Below are 15,363 nucleotides of genomic sequence, written 5' to 3'. Positions count from 1 at the left end.
ATAATGAAAAGTATGAATTCACAAAAATGGGTCGAGAACTTACTTAGGGATTCCGAAGGTATGAAATTAAACAAATTCGAGGTGATAATCGACAAGCTCAACTGAAATTGCAATCCGGAACATATTAAGTAAATTCGATAAAGTGCTATTCAAATACTTTTTATCATTCCCTACCATTGCAATGCCTAATCGCGCATATTGGCAATGATCTAGCGTGCCGATCTCCGAGATAGAGACGTTGAAATCATTTTTAACACGGTCCTTTAGGCTTTTCAAAATACGCCGCTTGTCTTTTAACGTAAGTGCACTGCGGATTACTAATCGAATATTTAAAACCCCAACCACAGCATCATCAGATTTATGAAACTCCAGATCCATAACATCCTGTAGCTATCACCACAACTGTCTGAATTGAAAAAAACATACTGCGAGTCGTCTCGTTACCTTATCATGGAATCAGCCAAAATAATTCATACTTTTTCTATACCGTTAAGAATCGCGCAACCTTCTGCACCTCATAAGCCTCCACAATATCTCCTGTTTTAATATCATTATAATTCGCAACTATTAGACCGCATTCAAAACCAGCCCGAACCTCTTTGACATCATCTTTCACGATTTTTAATGACTCCAATTTTCCGTCATAAATGATAATGTTATCACGAATCAGACGGACAGAGGAGTTCCTTGTAATTTTACCCGTCTTTACATAACAACCGGCAACGTTACCAAACTTTGAAATACGGTAAACGTGCCTTATTTCAACCTGACCCAATACAACCTCCTTGGATTCCGGTTCTAACATACCTTCCATGGCGGCTTTTATTTCATTCGTCGCATCATAAATAATTTTATAAAGTCTGATATCTACCCCTTTATCTTCCGCCAAAATACGTGCCTTGTCCTCAGTCGTCACATAAAATCCAATTACAATTGCATCCGATGCATCCGCAAGAAGCACGTCAGATTCTGTAATACCTCCTACACCACAATGCAATATTTTTACTTTAATTTCAGAAGTGGAAAGCTCTTCCAGCGCCTTTTTAAGCACCTCAACAGAACCCTTATAATCGGCCTTTAAGATGACCTTAATCTCCTTTACCTTTCCCTCCGCAATTTTTGAATAGAGGCTATCCAAGGTAACGTGCTGGTATTTTGCCAAGGAGGTTTCACGCTCTTTTTTTTGTCTTTCCAGAGCGATTTCCCTCGCTTTTTGTATATCCCCTACGACATAAAATTTATCACCCGCCTCCGGAACCTCTGAAAAATCTGAGACTGATACGGGTGTTGAAGGACCAGCCTCCTGTACTTCAATCCCCCTGTCATTGGTAATAAGGCGTGCCCTGCCATAGGTTTTTCCACATAAAACAATATCCCCTTGACGCAAACTGCCATCTTGTATCAAGACATTTGCAACAACACCACGTCCTTCACTTAAATGGGCCTCTAATACAACACCTCGTGCCGGGTTCCGCGGATTCGCCTTCAATTCCAAAATTTCGGACTCCAGTAAAAGTCTTTCAAGTAAGGCGGTAATACCCTTTTTTGTAACAGCGGAAGTCTCAACAAACTGTGTCTTTCCACCCCATTCCTCAGGGATTAACTCTAAATTTGCAAGCTGTTGTTTTACACGCAACGGATTAGCACTTGGTTTATCAATCTTGTTTAAAGCTACAACAATCGGTACATTAGCGGCTTTGGCATGATTTAATGCCTCCTCCGTCTGTGGCATCACTCCATCATCAGCAGCCACAACAAGCACTACGACATCCGTAATATTCGCACCCCGTGCCCTCATGGCAGTAAAAGCTTCGTGACCGGGTGTATCCAGAAACACCACGTGTTTGCCATTCATTTCCACTTTATACGCACCAATATGTTGTGTAATCCCGCCTACTTCATCAGCCGCTACATCTGTTTGACGAATACTGTCAAGGAGCGATGTCTTTCCGTGGTCAACATGCCCTAGAAAAGTTACTATTGGGGCGCGATACACCAGATCTTCAATTCTTGTAGATACCTGCTCAGCAATAAAATCGCGTTCTGCCGCGATCTCCTTTTTTTTGATCTCAATCTCCACTCCGTACTCAATACCTAACAACTGCACAATTTCCTCGGTTAATATTTGATTAATTGTCGAGCGCACATTGTGCTCAAGAAGCAACTTGGTAATAATTTCATTCGCGCGAATTCCTAATTTTGAAGAAAGGTCTTTTACTGTTATTGGTGGCTCCATAACTATCTTTGTTTCTTTCTCTTTAACTGCCGGCTTCTTTATTTCTATTACCTCGGCTGTATGGTCTCTCCTCTTAGCCGGTGCAACAGCCTGTGGACGCTTCTTCCAGAACGTTTTTGTCGGAGGCACTTTTACTATTCGTTGTGGCTGGGGCGGACTCTTTGGAATTCTCACAATTTTGGTGGGTTGAACGACCTTGATGCCACTACCCGTTTGCAAAACAGTTTTATCATCTTTTTTGTGCTCCGTCTCATGGAGAACTATAGGTTCTTTAACCTTTGACGCTTCTTTTGCGGAAACTACTTCTTTTGCACTTGGCTTGAACAATTGTCTTATCATTTCCGCTTGTTCAGGAATCAGAGTATTCGCGTGATGGGTGATATGAGTCAACCCTTTCTCATGACACCTATCAATTAAAAGATTACTCTTCACCCCCAGCTCTTTCGCTAGTAAACTGATCCTGATTTTTCCCATGAAAACTCCTAATATTTAATGATATATTTTATTACGAAACTTCCTCTTTTTTCCTATCGGTTTGTATACGCTCACCGGGTTCCGATGCAGTCACATTATTAATGGCTGTTTTTTTAGTCTCAGAGGCTTCTGACAATCCCTCAGCGCTGGTTTTCTGCCTTTCTTCAAATTCTGATTCTGTAATGATATCAATATCCCAGGAAGTCAACCGAGATGCCAGGCGCACATTTTGTCCCCTTTTTCCTATTGCCAGAGAAAGTTGATCGTTTGGCACGACAATGGTTGCAACCTGATTCTCTGCAGATAAAATAATTCCAGAAACTTCCGCTGGTTTCAGCGCATTGGGCAATAAGACCTCTGGTTCATTACTCCACCGGATTATATCGATCTTCTCTCCGTTTAATTCATCCACGATATTCTTAATCCTTGACCCACGCACCCCTACACAGGCTCCTACACAGTCAACATTCTGGTCACTCGAAGCCACAGAGATCTTGGTCCTGTGACCAGGCTCCCTAGCCAGTGCTTTAATTTCAATAGCATTTTCTGCAATTTCTGGTACTTCCAGTTCAAAGAGCCTCCGAACAAAATCAGGATGCGTCCTTGAAAGCAGAATCCGCACCCGTGTCCCTACCTTCTTTACATCATAAACGATCGCTCTGACACGTTCGTTCACATTATAATGCTCACCATCAATTTGTTCCGACCTCTGCAAAACACCTTCTGTTTTGCCAAGATTGACAATTATCGCAGAACCTTCAAATCTCTGAACCGTACCGCTAACAATGTCCCCCCTCCTGCTGAAGAAGTCTTCGTAGATCACATCCCGTTCAGCTTCCCGTATCTTCTGGATAATGACTTGTTTTGCAGTTTGCGCTGTAATTCTGCCTAATTCTGAAGGATCTATGGTACGGCTACCTTCCTTTGCCAAGATTTCTCCTGTGGTTCTGTCAATTTGAATGGTGACTACTTCCTGTGATTTAAAATGTTTTCTGGCAGCCATAGTCAAGGCAGCCTCTATACCTTGAAACACTACTTCCTTGGCAATTTCTTTATCCCTGTGTAAACTATCTACCAGACGTAACAAGCTTTCTTTATCCATAAATACCTTTTTTCTTCAATTCAGACTATCTGATGCTGACTGTACTATTTATTCAGAAAATATTATCATTCTTAAAATAAAAAAGTGGGATTACCCCACTTATACAATCGACGCTCAACCCATCCAGCCTTTGATAATTACATAAAATTCGCAAAAGGTGATAAATATAACTTATTCCTCCACTAGTTATATGTTAATACTTTACAAAAAGGTAACAAAAAAAACAAGTGTTGTCAAGTTGTTTTTGTCGTAAGAACATTTATCTCAAACTAATGAAACAACTGTTTATGTGCCTAAAATCCTTTTGATATTCAAAAGGTATTTTGTTAATATCACAGCTTAAGGAAGCAGAAATTACCATGATACTTATTATCGATAATTACGACTCTTTTACGTATAATCTCGTACAACAAATAGGCGCTTTTGGCGCAAAAATGGAAGTCTTTCGGAATGACAAGGTCAGCCTCGATGAAATAGAGGGCAAGAGGCCAGATCATATCATTATTTCGCCAGGACCTTGTACTCCTAAAGAAGCAGGCATTTCCAATGACATCATAAAACATTTTACCGGCAAGATACCGATTCTCGGGGTTTGTCTTGGCCACCAGTGCATTGCTTACTCATATGGCGCTGAAGTAGTTCGAGCGCGGAGACTCATGCACGGCAAGACATCCATGATCAAACATGACGGCAAAACAATCTACAAAGGACTTTCCAATCCTTTTGAGGCAACTCGCTATCATTCTCTCATCGTCAAAGAAGACACGCTGCCCGATTGTATTGAAGTCACAGCCAGGGCAGATGATGATGAGGTCATGGGTATACGGCATAAGGAATATCCCCTGGAAGGGGTGCAGTTTCATCCCGAATCCTTTTTAACTGCAGAAGGTCCAAAACTTCTTAAGAATTTTTTAGCACTCTAATTACTAAAATAACCTCTGAATCAAGGGAAACAAACTTGTCTGCAGTCTCTGACAACAGAGAAAATTTTGCCGACCAACTTATCACGGCCATCCGCAAAAAAAATAGCTGCATGATTGTGGGTTTAGACCCCTATTTCAAATCTATTCCTGACATCATTAAGCAGAAGTTTTCTACTTTAAAAAAACAAAGTTTCGAATATGAAGCCCGCGTTATTCTGGAATTTAACATACAGGTTATCGACCTCATCGCACCACATGTGAGCATCGTCAAACCCCAGATTGCATTTTATGAGCTTTATGGCTGGTGGGGTGTATGGGCATATGCAGAAACCATTAAATATGCCAAACAAAAGGGGTTGATAGTAATTGGCGATGTAAAAAGGGGTGATGTGCCCAGCACGGCTGAGGCATATGCCAACGCACACATTGGAGAGGTATGCACAGATCATGTTGCTGAAGCCCCATTCGGCACAGATGCCATAACCATTAATCCATTCTTGGGGACTGACAGCCTACTCCCTTTTTTTCAAACGGCCAAAAAATATCATAAAGGCATATTCGTGCTTGTTAAAACATCAAATCCAGACTCAGGAGAATTTCAGGATCTCATATGTGAGGGGAAGAAACTTCACGAAATTATCGCAGAAAGGACATATACATGGGGAAAAGATGTCCTTGGTAAACACGGATACAGCGCAGTTGGTGCTGTCGTGGGGGCCACATTTTCACACGAAATAACAAAATTACGAAAGATTATGCCTACGGCTTATTTCCTTGTCCCCGGTTACGGTGCCCAGGGTGCTACAGCAAAAGACATCGCATGTTGCTTTAACCCTGATGGTCTCGGGGCAATTATCAATGCCTCTCGTTCAATCCTCTACGCATACAATCTTTCCCCCTGGAAGGAAAAATATGGTATTGATTCATGGAGAGACGCCACTAGGGAGGCAGTAGTGAAGATGAATGAAGAAATAAGAAATATTCTCAAAACAAACCACGGATACAAAGAATAAAATTGTCATTATCGGTCTGAACGATACCACCTTGGGTGTTATTCATCTTTTGGTTTAAAAAAAGTAAACTACCCACATTTAAATAATTGATGGTAAACGGAAGTTCTGGGAATTTAAACAGCGACATCTCTTTCCTCAACGCGGACACAAGGATATCAGCCTTTACGCGTGACTACCCTGGCAAAATGAAGAAAATAAATACGTATCCCACAAAAACAGATGCGATGAAAGACTCGACTTTAAGCTGCTCTATGATGAAAAACAAGATCATCGGTTTTTGGAAGAATAAATTTTGAAACGGATTGAAAATACTTCAAAAAGATATAGGTAATAATGCGGGTTTTACCATTGCGAAGGAATAATGTGTAGCAAGCGTACGACATAAGAAAGATATGACACCTGTATTTAGCTACATTTATTGATTTGTGGATTCTGTGGGAATACCGGAATAATGTTTGGTAAGTGGATCTTTATCCTTTATGATACGCCTTTGTTTTTGAATATCAGTTCGTAAATACTTTGGTAAATTAAACATAGCATGATGGGTAATACTGTCATAAAAACGAAGTTCGCCATTGATCCTTGAATGAATTCTTGCATCAATTTCATCACTAGAAATATCGAGGTTTGATGGGTTGTGTGTCGCCAAAGAAAAACCCCACGGTAATGCGTAAGAAGGGACATAGGTAACATAAGGGAATACGGATGAAAAGACTTTACCGAGCGTATTGCAAACACTCGTAAACATCTCATTCTCAGAGATGGAAGCAGCACCCGATTGTACGACAAGGATTCCATTTGTCCTCAGCTTTTCTGCAATGATCTGATAGAATTCCATGGTAAAAAGCATATATGATGATCCCCGCTCCAACGGGCCATTAACATCAATGACAACCACATCAAAGCGGTCATGAACCTTTTCCATGTATTTTCTCCCGTCTTCAATAACAAGTTCAACACGACCATCATCAAATGCGCCGGCATGAAATGAGGGAAGAAATCTTTTAGCACAAGCGATCATTTCCTTATCAATATCAACCATAACTGCCTTTTTTACCATCTTGTACCGAAGTACTTCGCGCAACGTTGCACCTTCACCACCACCTAAAATGAGAATGTTCTCGGCTCCGGGATGTAAGATAAAAGAAGGATGTACGAGCGCCTCGTGATAAATGAATTCATCCATCTCTGCTGATTGAAATTCGTTATCAAGGATAAGACACCGGCCATAATTGTAGGTATCAACAATTATGATTTTTTGAACCTCTGACTGTACCTGATATACAACACTCTTAAAGGCATGTTTATGTACCTCGTGGCTGTTAAAGTAATCGTCGATCCAATTTGTCGTAATGTTTTTCATAAATATTTCTCCGTGCTTTTATTAATAGCTTTGCGCGTTGAAATTCACAATGCAGGCAATCTCATTTGCTGGTTTATCCTTTTCTGGGCCTTTCAACAGGAAGTCTCCCCTTTTTGCTCTGTAAGGGAAATTTTCAGCCCATGAAATACATGCTAGATTAAAGAAGCTGTATTCTGGGGATTAATGATATCGTCATAAAAAAGATATTAACAGTAACGTGCCATATTCAGTAAACGAGCGAACTGAAATGTGGTATTCGTATGAATAGCCACACCAGTTGCATCGTAAGGGTGGAATCGATGGTATACAACATTCATTAGCGCTGCGTTTGTAAACTCTTTTGTTTTACTCAATATACTCTTTACAACATCAATAATATTAATAATCTTCTTGCAGTAATCACCATGTCTCCAGAATAAGTTGTCTGCCTATTGTATCCAAGGTTTCATCCATCCCCTGTTACCTTGTTAAAAAAAGAAATTGTTACCACTTTCTATCTTTGCATCAAGATTACATATCATATAAAAAACAAAAGATAGGCATCTTTAAACAAACATCAGATTCTAGAACGATTCATGAGGCTTGTCAAGAATGAATAACGTGTAAGAAACATTTGACAATTAAAACTTTATTCTGTATAGTTTTAACGTTTATGAAACAGGAAAGTAAGCAAAGGATGTTAAAACCCACAAACCAATCATTCCCACGGTACCCATCGAAATTTTTTATTCTTCCCATAATACGAAAAATCTGAGAAATATCATGGGGAATCATGTCGATTCAGAGAAATTTTCATATCATTTTACCGGAGTGGGCGGTATTGGCATGAGCGCCATTGCCCAGGTGCTGAAAGGGCAAGGCCATATTATCAGTGGGTCAGACAGAAATTTTGACAAAAACATTGCCTCTGATGTATTTTCCAAACTCACAGCCCAGGGTATCTTGCTTCATCTTCAGGACGGCTCCGGTATTGATGAGAATACCGATTACGTGATTGTATCTTCTGCAATCGAAGAAGACAATCAGGATATTAAAAAAGCGCGTGTATTGAACAAAACGATTCTGAAACGCGCCATCCTTCTAGCTGAAATGTTTAATCCTAAGTATGGGATCGCTATCGGTGGAACAAACGGGAAGACTACTGTAAGCAGTATGGTGGGTTATATCCTCGATTATGCCGGTTTGTCTCCTACTATTATCGTGGGTGGTTGTATTAAAAATTTTGTACATGAATCCTTTTTGGGTAATGCAAAAGCAGGCACATCGAATATTATTTCTATTGAAGCCGATGAAAGTGATGGTAGCATTATTTTCTATACTCCGCGGGTATCTGTCATCACAAACATATCGAAAGATCACAAGACGATCGAAGACATTTCTAAGATGTTTGTTGTTCTTTCACAAAATACCAGAGACACCCTGATTTTAAATGCCGATTGTCCTTATCTAAAAACAATCAATTTTAATCATAAAAACCTTCTTTCTTATGGAGTAAATAACCCCGCTGCCGTAAGTGCAAGAAATATCGTTCATCAAACATTCCAATCCAGTTTTACCGTAGACGCATGTTCTTTTCAAATCAATCTGCCGGGCATCTATAATGTATCGAATGCACTTGCAGCAATTGCTGTAGCGAGAAGTCTTGGCATTTCCGACGACATGACATCGGCAGCGCTCAGACAATTCACGGGTATTCAACGTCGAATGGATATTATTGGTGAAGTTCGTGGGATAAAAATAATAGATGACTATGCCCATAATCCTGAAAAAATTATGGCCGCAATAACTGCGGTAAAACTCTGCTGTAACCGGGCCATAGCCGTCTTTCAACCACATGGCTACGGTCCCACAAACTTCATGAAGGAGGAATTGATCAGCGCCTTTATAAACGTTCTTTCTCCGCGGGACATGCTCGTTATGCCTGAAATATTTTATGTAGGTGGTACAGCGCAACGGAACATTTCTTCTGCCGATATTATTACGCGAGTAAATGAAGGCGGCAAGAATGCCTTGTTCATTGAAAAGAGAGATGATATTATTCCCGTAATTAAAAACTACGTAAGACCAGGTGACTGTATCCTCGTAATGGGAGCCAGGGACAACACACTCACTGAGTTTTCAAAAAATATTCTGCGAGCACTGCAAAGTACAAACTGAATAATTCCCTAAGAGCGCACTCAGTTTAATACCTGAGATTGTGACTGTGGCATATTGCAATGGCAAGAGCATCTGCGGCATCTCTGGGCTCCGGGATCTCCGGCAGATCAAGAATGATTTTTACCATTTCCTGTACCTGTTCCTTATGTGCATTTCCATTTCCTACCACAGCCTTCTTGATAACGGTAGCAGCATATTCGGTAATAGGAATATTTGCTGATGCTGCACACAAGAAGACAATTCCCCTTCCTTCCCCAATCCTGATTGCTGACTTAACATTTTTGCTGTAGAAGACCTCTTCGATAGCCATCTGATCAGGTTGATGCTTTGATATAATATCCATAATTTTATGGTGAATTATTTGAAGTCGTTGGGGAAAGGTATAATTTTTACCGGCCTTGATAAAACCGTATTCGATGGCTACTATTTTTGACCCTGTCTTTTCTATCATACCGAAACCGGCGATCTGAGTGCCAGGATCGATTCCAAGAATTTTCATTCGTATAATCGTATCGTGTGTAAAACTTCTTTTTTAGAAGGGCATTAACCGCGCTTCGTTATAAAAATACGTTCGGTAATTCTTTTCCAATTCTCTGGAGCGTCAGCAAAAAAAATAAATACAACTGACCGCTGCGATTTAACAACGCATGGTAGTAGCTTTGCTACTTTAATATATACCAATATGCTAAAACAAACAACATAAATTGTCCTGAACCACCAGGAATTATCCTTTCGATTCGTTTGTCCCGGACATGTGGTTACCACGATCTATATCGATTCTGCAACAGCATGACAAAAGGTGCCACCACCTCTTTTGGTAAACCTGAGACTATAGTTACTCCCCTTGTTCTGTGGTCTTTTACCCATCATTAATGAGATTGTAAATATACAAAAATATGGTAAGATGAGACATTAAGGTCACAGAGGTAATGCCGGTCAAAATTGAGATATTTATGATGTTACGCATCACTTTATCGACGGTGATGAAGAAGGAGATAAGACCATCGTAAAAACAAGAGAGGAGTCCGACCATAATCTTTCCCGTATGGTTGCAGTAACCATACTGGACGACCGGATTATACCGGAGTAACATACAGGCCGGAGCTCATCCAGGGTCATGGTATTCGGACGGTCAGGCAGAAAAGGAGAAATTCGGAAATTGTCATTACAGTGCATAGGGTTTTGAAGGTGTATCTAAAGCAACAAATGTATCGCTTATAAATAGTGTGGACGAATCATTTTGTAGGTATTTTAAATTTGAGAGCAAAGAAGAAGGAGAAAAAAGATATGAAACGCTGTATAAAATGGTTGTTAGGTATTTTTGTCTTTTGTATTGCTACAACATTTTTCAGCCCTGATATGTATGCACACGATGATGAAAAGGAGTCAAAGCGGACCATAAATCCCGATGAAAAAAGAACCTTATATGTTGCCCACTGGACGCATACTCCGGAAAATTGTCCCGGCAGGAGTGGAGATGGCGCAAAGATGCTGAGCAAGTTCTGGGAGGGAAGAAGAACGGCAGAGGAAAAAGGTATAAAGGTATTAGGAGCTTACGTTACCGTTACCGAACATGATTATTTTATTATCTTCGAAACAAACGATTACGGTGCAGCGGTAGAATTTTTTCTACCCCTCGTACCCAGCCAGACAGGTAAAATCGTTCCCGTCCTTTCTATGGATGACTGGTTAAAAATTATGCCAAAATAAGAATTGAATATAACGAGATTTGCTCCTTTGCCAATCTCCCTGCTGGTTGGACTGACGAGCAGGACGGCGACAAATACCGGCTTAAATAAAGCAATGCCGGGCGCTTTTTGGGTTACACAGTCGGTCTCGTTCATGAAAATATTTTTTTCTTTTGTATACGTGCTAGTTCACAAGACGCCTGCAAAACATGAACTTGCCTCGCTTGCTGAACGTCTGAAATTGGCACGAAATGCGGCTGCTGAAACCGTGCCGCAGGATATTTACAACAGTTTCTTACCAGTTCCCTGACTCAACTTTGTAGGAACTATGCGAAGAGTCTTTCGTCATCCCATGCTCAATTAATTTCCAGTAGCCTTGCTCCCTTTCGTAGGTAATCTTGTACGAGGAATCAATCATCCGGCATCGCCAAAAAAAGAAATGTGATATACCCGTCACAAATATATCGAGACGCTTTACCTTGGGATCTACATCCTCGAACATCGCCACACAATGCTTGATTGTCTTGGGAACCAACTCCCCCCTTGCGATAGCGGTGTGCTGATATTTCTTCCCTTCCTTGTAATCTTCATCTAGCTTAGCTACATGATCCATAATCTCCGGGTAATAAGTATCCAGATATTTCTTACCCGTATCCGTCATTAAAAATACTTCGACAGGAACTGCTATAGGTTTTTCAAACGTATTTTCTAAATTGTAAAACCATATGATGTACATAGTCTCTCCGTCAGTACCTTTGTTATGCACATATGTCTTGGGCGCATTCCATGAAAAATCAAGCTGGGAGGCATTGGTTGTCAAAGATAAGCACAGGATAAACATTAATCCTAAAAACGAAATTTTTAACTTCATCAGATCACTCCTTCTTTATTGCTTTAATTTGCCCCTTCTTTACCATCTTTGGCACCACTTCAATAAGCCTCGTCGCCTTGTAGATATAATCACCCATAGCTGTCCCATCGTTGTCTGCTTCGACTCCCATAGCATAAAGCCTTACAGGGTTCTGTACCGGAAAATCTGCCGGAGGCGCCCGCCACTTTACATGCCAGAATTTCTGCTGTGTCCCCTTTTTTGTGTGAGTCACAAAGAGCCCATTCCCTATTATCTGTATATCTTCATCATTGTCAGGATTAATGAAGGTACCCACTATTTGATTATAATATCTATCATTAGCGGTAATTTCAAAACCATGGAATTCAGTATTTGTCTTTTCAAAAGACACCAAAATGTCCACAATTTGTCCAGGCTCACACTTGCTTATTACAAATAGTTTTAATTTAGCCTTCCCGATATCAATTGGGTACTGATAATGGCATCCCAAATTACCGCAGGTGAACGTACTTCTTGGTGCATACAAATTCCAGTCGTATTTATCAATTCCTGCACCAAGACAACCTATAGGCGCGCCATCAGAATGTGCGTGTAATGAACTGCAAAGCATAAACAACATAAAGACACATAAAATCGTATGATAAATCTCTATTACTCCCCAAGCAATAATCTTCATATTACCCATTTCTTTATTTTTTGTAGAAAAAGATGGACAAGTATTTCTCATTGATTTAATCCCTTTTGCTTAACGATAACGACTTGATCAGTCCTATACCATAACTTATAGGAACACCAAAATTGGAACCTCGGAAGCCAGGAAAAATTCCGTAACTAATTCCAATTACCTTTCCTTTATTATTAAAAATAGGTCCTCCGCTTCCACCTGCAGTTGATTGAGCGTCATAGATGATTCTGTCAGACATGATGTCATTTAAGTGACCTTGTGTCGTAAGAGGTCTTATCAACCCCCAATTTGATAGTTCTTGCACCAATGAAACGAAAGGCAAATTCAAAAGTTGTTTTACAACCACGGGGTCTGTTTTCGCAAAAATGGCATTAACACCTGCCGGATAACCTAACAATATCACAGGCTCACCCACTATCGTCCCTTTGCCTGTAGCGTCCAATTCAAGGACGGGAATTTTAGCATCGCGCATATCAATGCGAAGCAGCGCTATGTCTATTTCGTGGGAAATCACCTCTGTTTTTAAGTCAAACGGTTCCTTAATGCCAGGGAAAAATGCCCGAAATACGTCAAACCGGGGTTTGATCGTGGGTTTTATATGAATGAATGGAGACATCTCCATTTCCCACCACGGCTTTGCGATATGTCGGTTGGTCTGGATCAGACCATCTGCACTAACCAAAAATCCGTTACCTGTATATTCATTAATCCCGCGCTGTCCTTTTGCCCATCATCATAAGTGGTTCATTTGTTTCTTCATCATAGAAATAAAAGGCTCCTTGGATCAGACAGACTCCATCGCTATAGCTCTTGATGATTCTTTCGGCAACACTTCTTTCAACTTCAAGCGTGTGCACCTTTTCAACCGTCTTTGACAGCCGCAAATATTGAATGTAAAAATATGAGACAAGACTACTGAATACTGCGAAAAGAATGAGAAATGCGCCTATTTTAAAAAACGCTGTTTCTGTTGTAATTCCTCCTCTATGCAAGGTACTCGCTATATACCCCACCGGGCCTTCTACAATCTCTGTCCACGGCTTACAGACATCGGCATTATCAGTTTTAGTCCGAAACCGTACCTTGGGACCGCCAGCACCAAACTCTATCAAATCACCGTCCTTCAGCACGATTTCATTAACCAACCGATTGTTTACAAGTGTCCCCTTTGCACTTCCCTGATCTTTTAATATATAATCACATTCCCGTAATTGTATTTTGGTGTGATACCTTGACGTGTTTTTGTCTATCTCAGGGTCAAAATGAATGTGGGCTTTAGCATCGGTACCAATTAATATTTCATCTGAAGCGAATACCTCTGTATTTCCTCTGCAACTGCCTGTTAAATGGGCAAAAATGGCCTTCAAAGAAATACGTACCTTTGTTCCTCCTTATCTGACAAGACCTTCACGATGATAACATTCGTCTTTCAACACTGCTATAAACGGCAGATTTCGATATTTATTATTGTAATCCAGCCCATAACCAACTACATAATCATCCCCGATATCAAAACAGCAATATTCCGGACGAACATTATACCGTCTCCTGCTTCTCCGATTTAAAAAAACACAACTCTTCAGTGTTTCAGGATGGTATTTTTTGATGTCTTCTAACACCCTTTTTAAAGTGCTTCCTGTATCAACGATATCATCGATCACCAGTACATGCTTCCCTTCTATGTCAATCTTAAAGTGACGGATTATCTTGGTCTCTTCTTGAGGAAAAGTTGACTCACCGTAGGTAGCCGCGTCGATAGTATCTAATCTGATAGGAAATGGAATTAAACGAATCAGGTCGGCAAGAAAGATAAGGCTTCCGTTTAAAATTGCAATGACAGTCCAATCCTTGCCCTGATAATCACGGATCAATGTCTTAGATAATTCCAGAAGCTTATCTTGAATCTGTCGTTCGCTAATTATTATACGTGCAATATCCCTTTCCACCGCTTCATTCCTCCTTTTTCATTTTTTTGCAGAATTATATTTTCAACTTAATATTGTCACGGCTATTTTTTAATCGTTGCCGTTTGGATAAACAAATCCCCGAGGATATTTTCGCTCATTTACCGTATTGTAGCTTTATCTGCTTTTACTACTTCCGCTACGACCCGCTACCAACGTCTATTGTTGTTCTCTCCGTTCCCTTGCAATTTGTTTCAATATGCGGTCCTCTTCGATAGATTCTTCCGTTTTTCCGAGTTTGTCGTAAATCGTGAATAGCAGGTTATGTGCCTTTTCAGATTTTGGATTCAATTGAATGACTTTTTTAAAAGCTGCAATTGCTTCGTCAATCATATTCCTTTTGTAATAACAAACCCCTAAGAAATAATGTGCGTCTTCCAGATCTGGATTGATTTTCAGCGCTTTTTTACAAGCAGAGAGGGCTTCATCGTTTTTTTCTATCAAACTATAAGCAACAGCCATATAGAGATACGCATCCGCCTCTTTTTTATCGTTCCTTGCTGCAAACAAATCAACAGCTTTTCGATACTCTGTAAGCGCTGTAGCAACATCTTCCTTAGCCACGTAGGCAAATGCAATATTATAGTGTGCCTTGGGTTCGTTGGGGTCTATATCAATTGCCTTTTTTAGTTCTATTATCGATTCGTCAGTCATACCCTTTGCGTAATAAACAATTCCCAAATGATAATGGGCATCATAAAAACTAGGGTTTAGTTCCAACGCCTTTTTGAATTCTCCAATAGCCTCAGTGTACTTCCCTTTATTATAAAACAAAATCCCTTCTTTATTATGATTGTTTGCCTTATTACCACACCCTGACAGAATGCAAAATACCAAGAGCATCGTCCATGCTATAGATGGCATCTTTTTGTGCAATATAAGTATCAACATATTCTTTATCATAAAAT

At 40.2% G+C, this 15,363-nt stretch carries 16 protein-coding genes; 5 read left to right on the top strand and 11 right to left on the bottom strand.

Annotation, left to right across the window (positions count from 1 at the left end; genetic code table 11):
- Window positions 1-66 precede the first annotated feature (66 nt).
- From BIY37_RS10900 to nusA, 3 genes are all read right to left on the bottom strand, one after another.
- The gene (locus tag BIY37_RS10900; protein WP_070067876.1) at window positions 67-378 is read right to left on the bottom strand and encodes a DUF503 domain-containing protein; all 312 of its coding nucleotides are present in this window, start codon (window positions 376-378) and stop codon (window positions 67-69) included.
- A 103-nt stretch (window positions 379-481) separates the two neighbouring features.
- Window positions 482-2,710, bottom strand: coding sequence for a translation initiation factor IF-2 (gene infB, locus BIY37_RS10895; protein WP_070067875.1), 2,229 nt, complete (start codon window positions 2,708-2,710; stop codon window positions 482-484).
- A 31-nt stretch (window positions 2,711-2,741) separates the two neighbouring features.
- Entirely contained in the window at window positions 2,742-3,812 is a 1,071-nt protein-coding gene (nusA, locus tag BIY37_RS10890) for a transcription termination factor NusA (protein ID WP_070067874.1), read from the bottom strand.
- Window positions 3,813-4,171: 359 nt separating this feature from the next.
- Here nusA and BIY37_RS10885 point away from each other — a divergent pair, with 359 nt between their 5' ends.
- The gene (locus BIY37_RS10885; RefSeq protein WP_070067873.1) at window positions 4,172-4,735 is read left to right on the top strand and encodes an anthranilate synthase component II; all 564 of its coding nucleotides are present in this window, start codon (window positions 4,172-4,174) and stop codon (window positions 4,733-4,735) included.
- Between the two features lie 35 nt (window positions 4,736-4,770).
- On the top strand, window positions 4,771-5,748 hold the full coding sequence (pyrF, locus tag BIY37_RS10880; protein ID WP_230402513.1) for an orotidine-5'-phosphate decarboxylase: 978 nt from the start codon (window positions 4,771-4,773) through the stop codon (window positions 5,746-5,748).
- Between the two features lie 415 nt (window positions 5,749-6,163).
- Here pyrF and speE read toward each other — a convergent pair whose 3' ends face one another.
- A complete protein-coding gene (gene speE, locus BIY37_RS10870; RefSeq protein ID WP_070067871.1) occupies window positions 6,164-7,111 on the bottom strand; it encodes a polyamine aminopropyltransferase in 948 nt (315 codons plus the stop codon).
- A gap of 762 nt (window positions 7,112-7,873) precedes the next feature.
- On the opposite strand from speE, the gene murC reads away from it, so the two are divergent.
- Window positions 7,874-9,268 carry a UDP-N-acetylmuramate--L-alanine ligase gene (murC, locus tag BIY37_RS10865; protein ID WP_070067870.1) on the top strand — a complete coding sequence of 465 codons (1,395 nt, stop codon included), beginning with the start codon at window positions 7,874-7,876 and terminating at the stop codon, window positions 9,266-9,268.
- 25 nt (window positions 9,269-9,293) lie between these two features.
- Here murC and ruvC read toward each other — a convergent pair whose 3' ends face one another.
- Window positions 9,294-9,767: a crossover junction endodeoxyribonuclease RuvC gene (gene ruvC / locus BIY37_RS10860; RefSeq protein ID WP_070067869.1), complete on the bottom strand. Its 474-nt coding sequence runs from the start codon at window positions 9,765-9,767 to the stop codon at window positions 9,294-9,296.
- A 788-nt stretch (window positions 9,768-10,555) separates the two neighbouring features.
- On the opposite strand from ruvC, the gene BIY37_RS10855 reads away from it, so the two are divergent.
- Entirely contained in the window at window positions 10,556-10,978 is a 423-nt protein-coding gene (locus BIY37_RS10855) for a DUF3303 domain-containing protein (protein WP_143299257.1), read from the top strand.
- Between the two features lie 3 nt (window positions 10,979-10,981).
- Window positions 10,982-11,266 (top strand): hypothetical protein, encoded by a 285-nt coding sequence (locus BIY37_RS10850; RefSeq protein ID WP_070067867.1) that lies wholly within the window; start codon window positions 10,982-10,984, stop codon window positions 11,264-11,266.
- On the opposite strand, the gene BIY37_RS10845 is transcribed toward BIY37_RS10850, so the two are convergent.
- The 6 genes from BIY37_RS10845 to BIY37_RS10825 form a co-directional block, all read right to left on the bottom strand.
- Window positions 11,252-11,827 carry a hypothetical protein gene (locus BIY37_RS10845; protein ID WP_070067866.1) on the bottom strand — a complete coding sequence of 192 codons (576 nt, stop codon included), beginning with the start codon at window positions 11,825-11,827 and terminating at the stop codon, window positions 11,252-11,254. The two genes, BIY37_RS10850 and BIY37_RS10845, sit on opposite strands and share 15 nt — an antisense overlap.
- Window positions 11,828-11,831: 4 nt before the next feature.
- Window positions 11,832-12,482 carry a Reeler domain-containing protein gene (locus BIY37_RS10840; protein WP_179129377.1) on the bottom strand — a complete coding sequence of 217 codons (651 nt, stop codon included), beginning with the start codon at window positions 12,480-12,482 and terminating at the stop codon, window positions 11,832-11,834.
- Window positions 12,483-12,537: 55 nt separating this feature from the next.
- Entirely contained in the window at window positions 12,538-13,173 is a 636-nt protein-coding gene (locus BIY37_RS13960; RefSeq protein ID WP_070067864.1) for a S1 family peptidase, read from the bottom strand.
- 22 nt (window positions 13,174-13,195) lie between these two features.
- Entirely contained in the window at window positions 13,196-13,858 is a 663-nt protein-coding gene (locus BIY37_RS13955; RefSeq protein WP_070067863.1) for an FHA domain-containing protein, read from the bottom strand.
- 24 nt (window positions 13,859-13,882) lie between these two features.
- Complete coding sequence (gene hpt, locus BIY37_RS10830) at window positions 13,883-14,437, bottom strand: hypoxanthine phosphoribosyltransferase (protein ID WP_070067862.1); 555 nt, start codon at window positions 14,435-14,437, stop codon at window positions 13,883-13,885.
- A gap of 177 nt (window positions 14,438-14,614) precedes the next feature.
- On the bottom strand, window positions 14,615-15,358 hold the full coding sequence (locus BIY37_RS10825) for a tetratricopeptide repeat protein (RefSeq protein ID WP_070067861.1): 744 nt from the start codon (window positions 15,356-15,358) through the stop codon (window positions 14,615-14,617).
- Window positions 15,359-15,363: the final 5 nt, after the last annotated feature.

This window comes from Candidatus Brocadia sapporoensis (genome assembly GCF_001753675.2).
Lineage (GTDB): Bacteria > Planctomycetota > Brocadiia > Brocadiales > Brocadiaceae > Brocadia > Brocadia sapporoensis.
This window is presented reverse-complemented; position numbering and strand designations above follow the sequence as displayed.

Bases quoted from the DNA above. Each gene is read 5' to 3' on its own strand.
- BIY37_RS10900 (WP_070067876.1), bottom strand. From the start codon at position 378: ATGGATCTGGAGTTTCATAAATCTGATGATGCTGTGGTTGGGGTTTTA.
- infB (WP_070067875.1), bottom strand. From the start codon at position 2,710: ATGGGAAAAATCAGGATCAGTTTACTAGCGAAAGAGCTGGGGGTGAAG.
- nusA (WP_070067874.1), bottom strand. From the start codon at position 3,812: ATGGATAAAGAAAGCTTGTTACGTCTGGTAGATAGTTTACACAGGGAT.
- BIY37_RS10885 (WP_070067873.1), top strand. From the start codon at position 4,172: ATGATACTTATTATCGATAATTACGACTCTTTTACGTATAATCTCGTA.
- speE (WP_070067871.1), bottom strand. From the start codon at position 7,111: ATGAAAAACATTACGACAAATTGGATCGACGATTACTTTAACAGCCAC.
- murC (WP_070067870.1), top strand. From the start codon at position 7,874: ATGGGGAATCATGTCGATTCAGAGAAATTTTCATATCATTTTACCGGA.
- ruvC (WP_070067869.1), bottom strand. From the start codon at position 9,767: ATGAAAATTCTTGGAATCGATCCTGGCACTCAGATCGCCGGTTTCGGT.
- BIY37_RS10855 (WP_143299257.1), top strand. From the start codon at position 10,556: ATGAAACGCTGTATAAAATGGTTGTTAGGTATTTTTGTCTTTTGTATT.
- BIY37_RS10845 (WP_070067866.1), bottom strand. From the start codon at position 11,827: ATGAAGTTAAAAATTTCGTTTTTAGGATTAATGTTTATCCTGTGCTTA.
- BIY37_RS10840 (WP_179129377.1), bottom strand. From the start codon at position 12,482: ATGAAGATTATTGCTTGGGGAGTAATAGAGATTTATCATACGATTTTA.
- BIY37_RS10825 (WP_070067861.1), bottom strand. From the start codon at position 15,358: ATGATAAAGAATATGTTGATACTTATATTGCACAAAAAGATGCCATCT.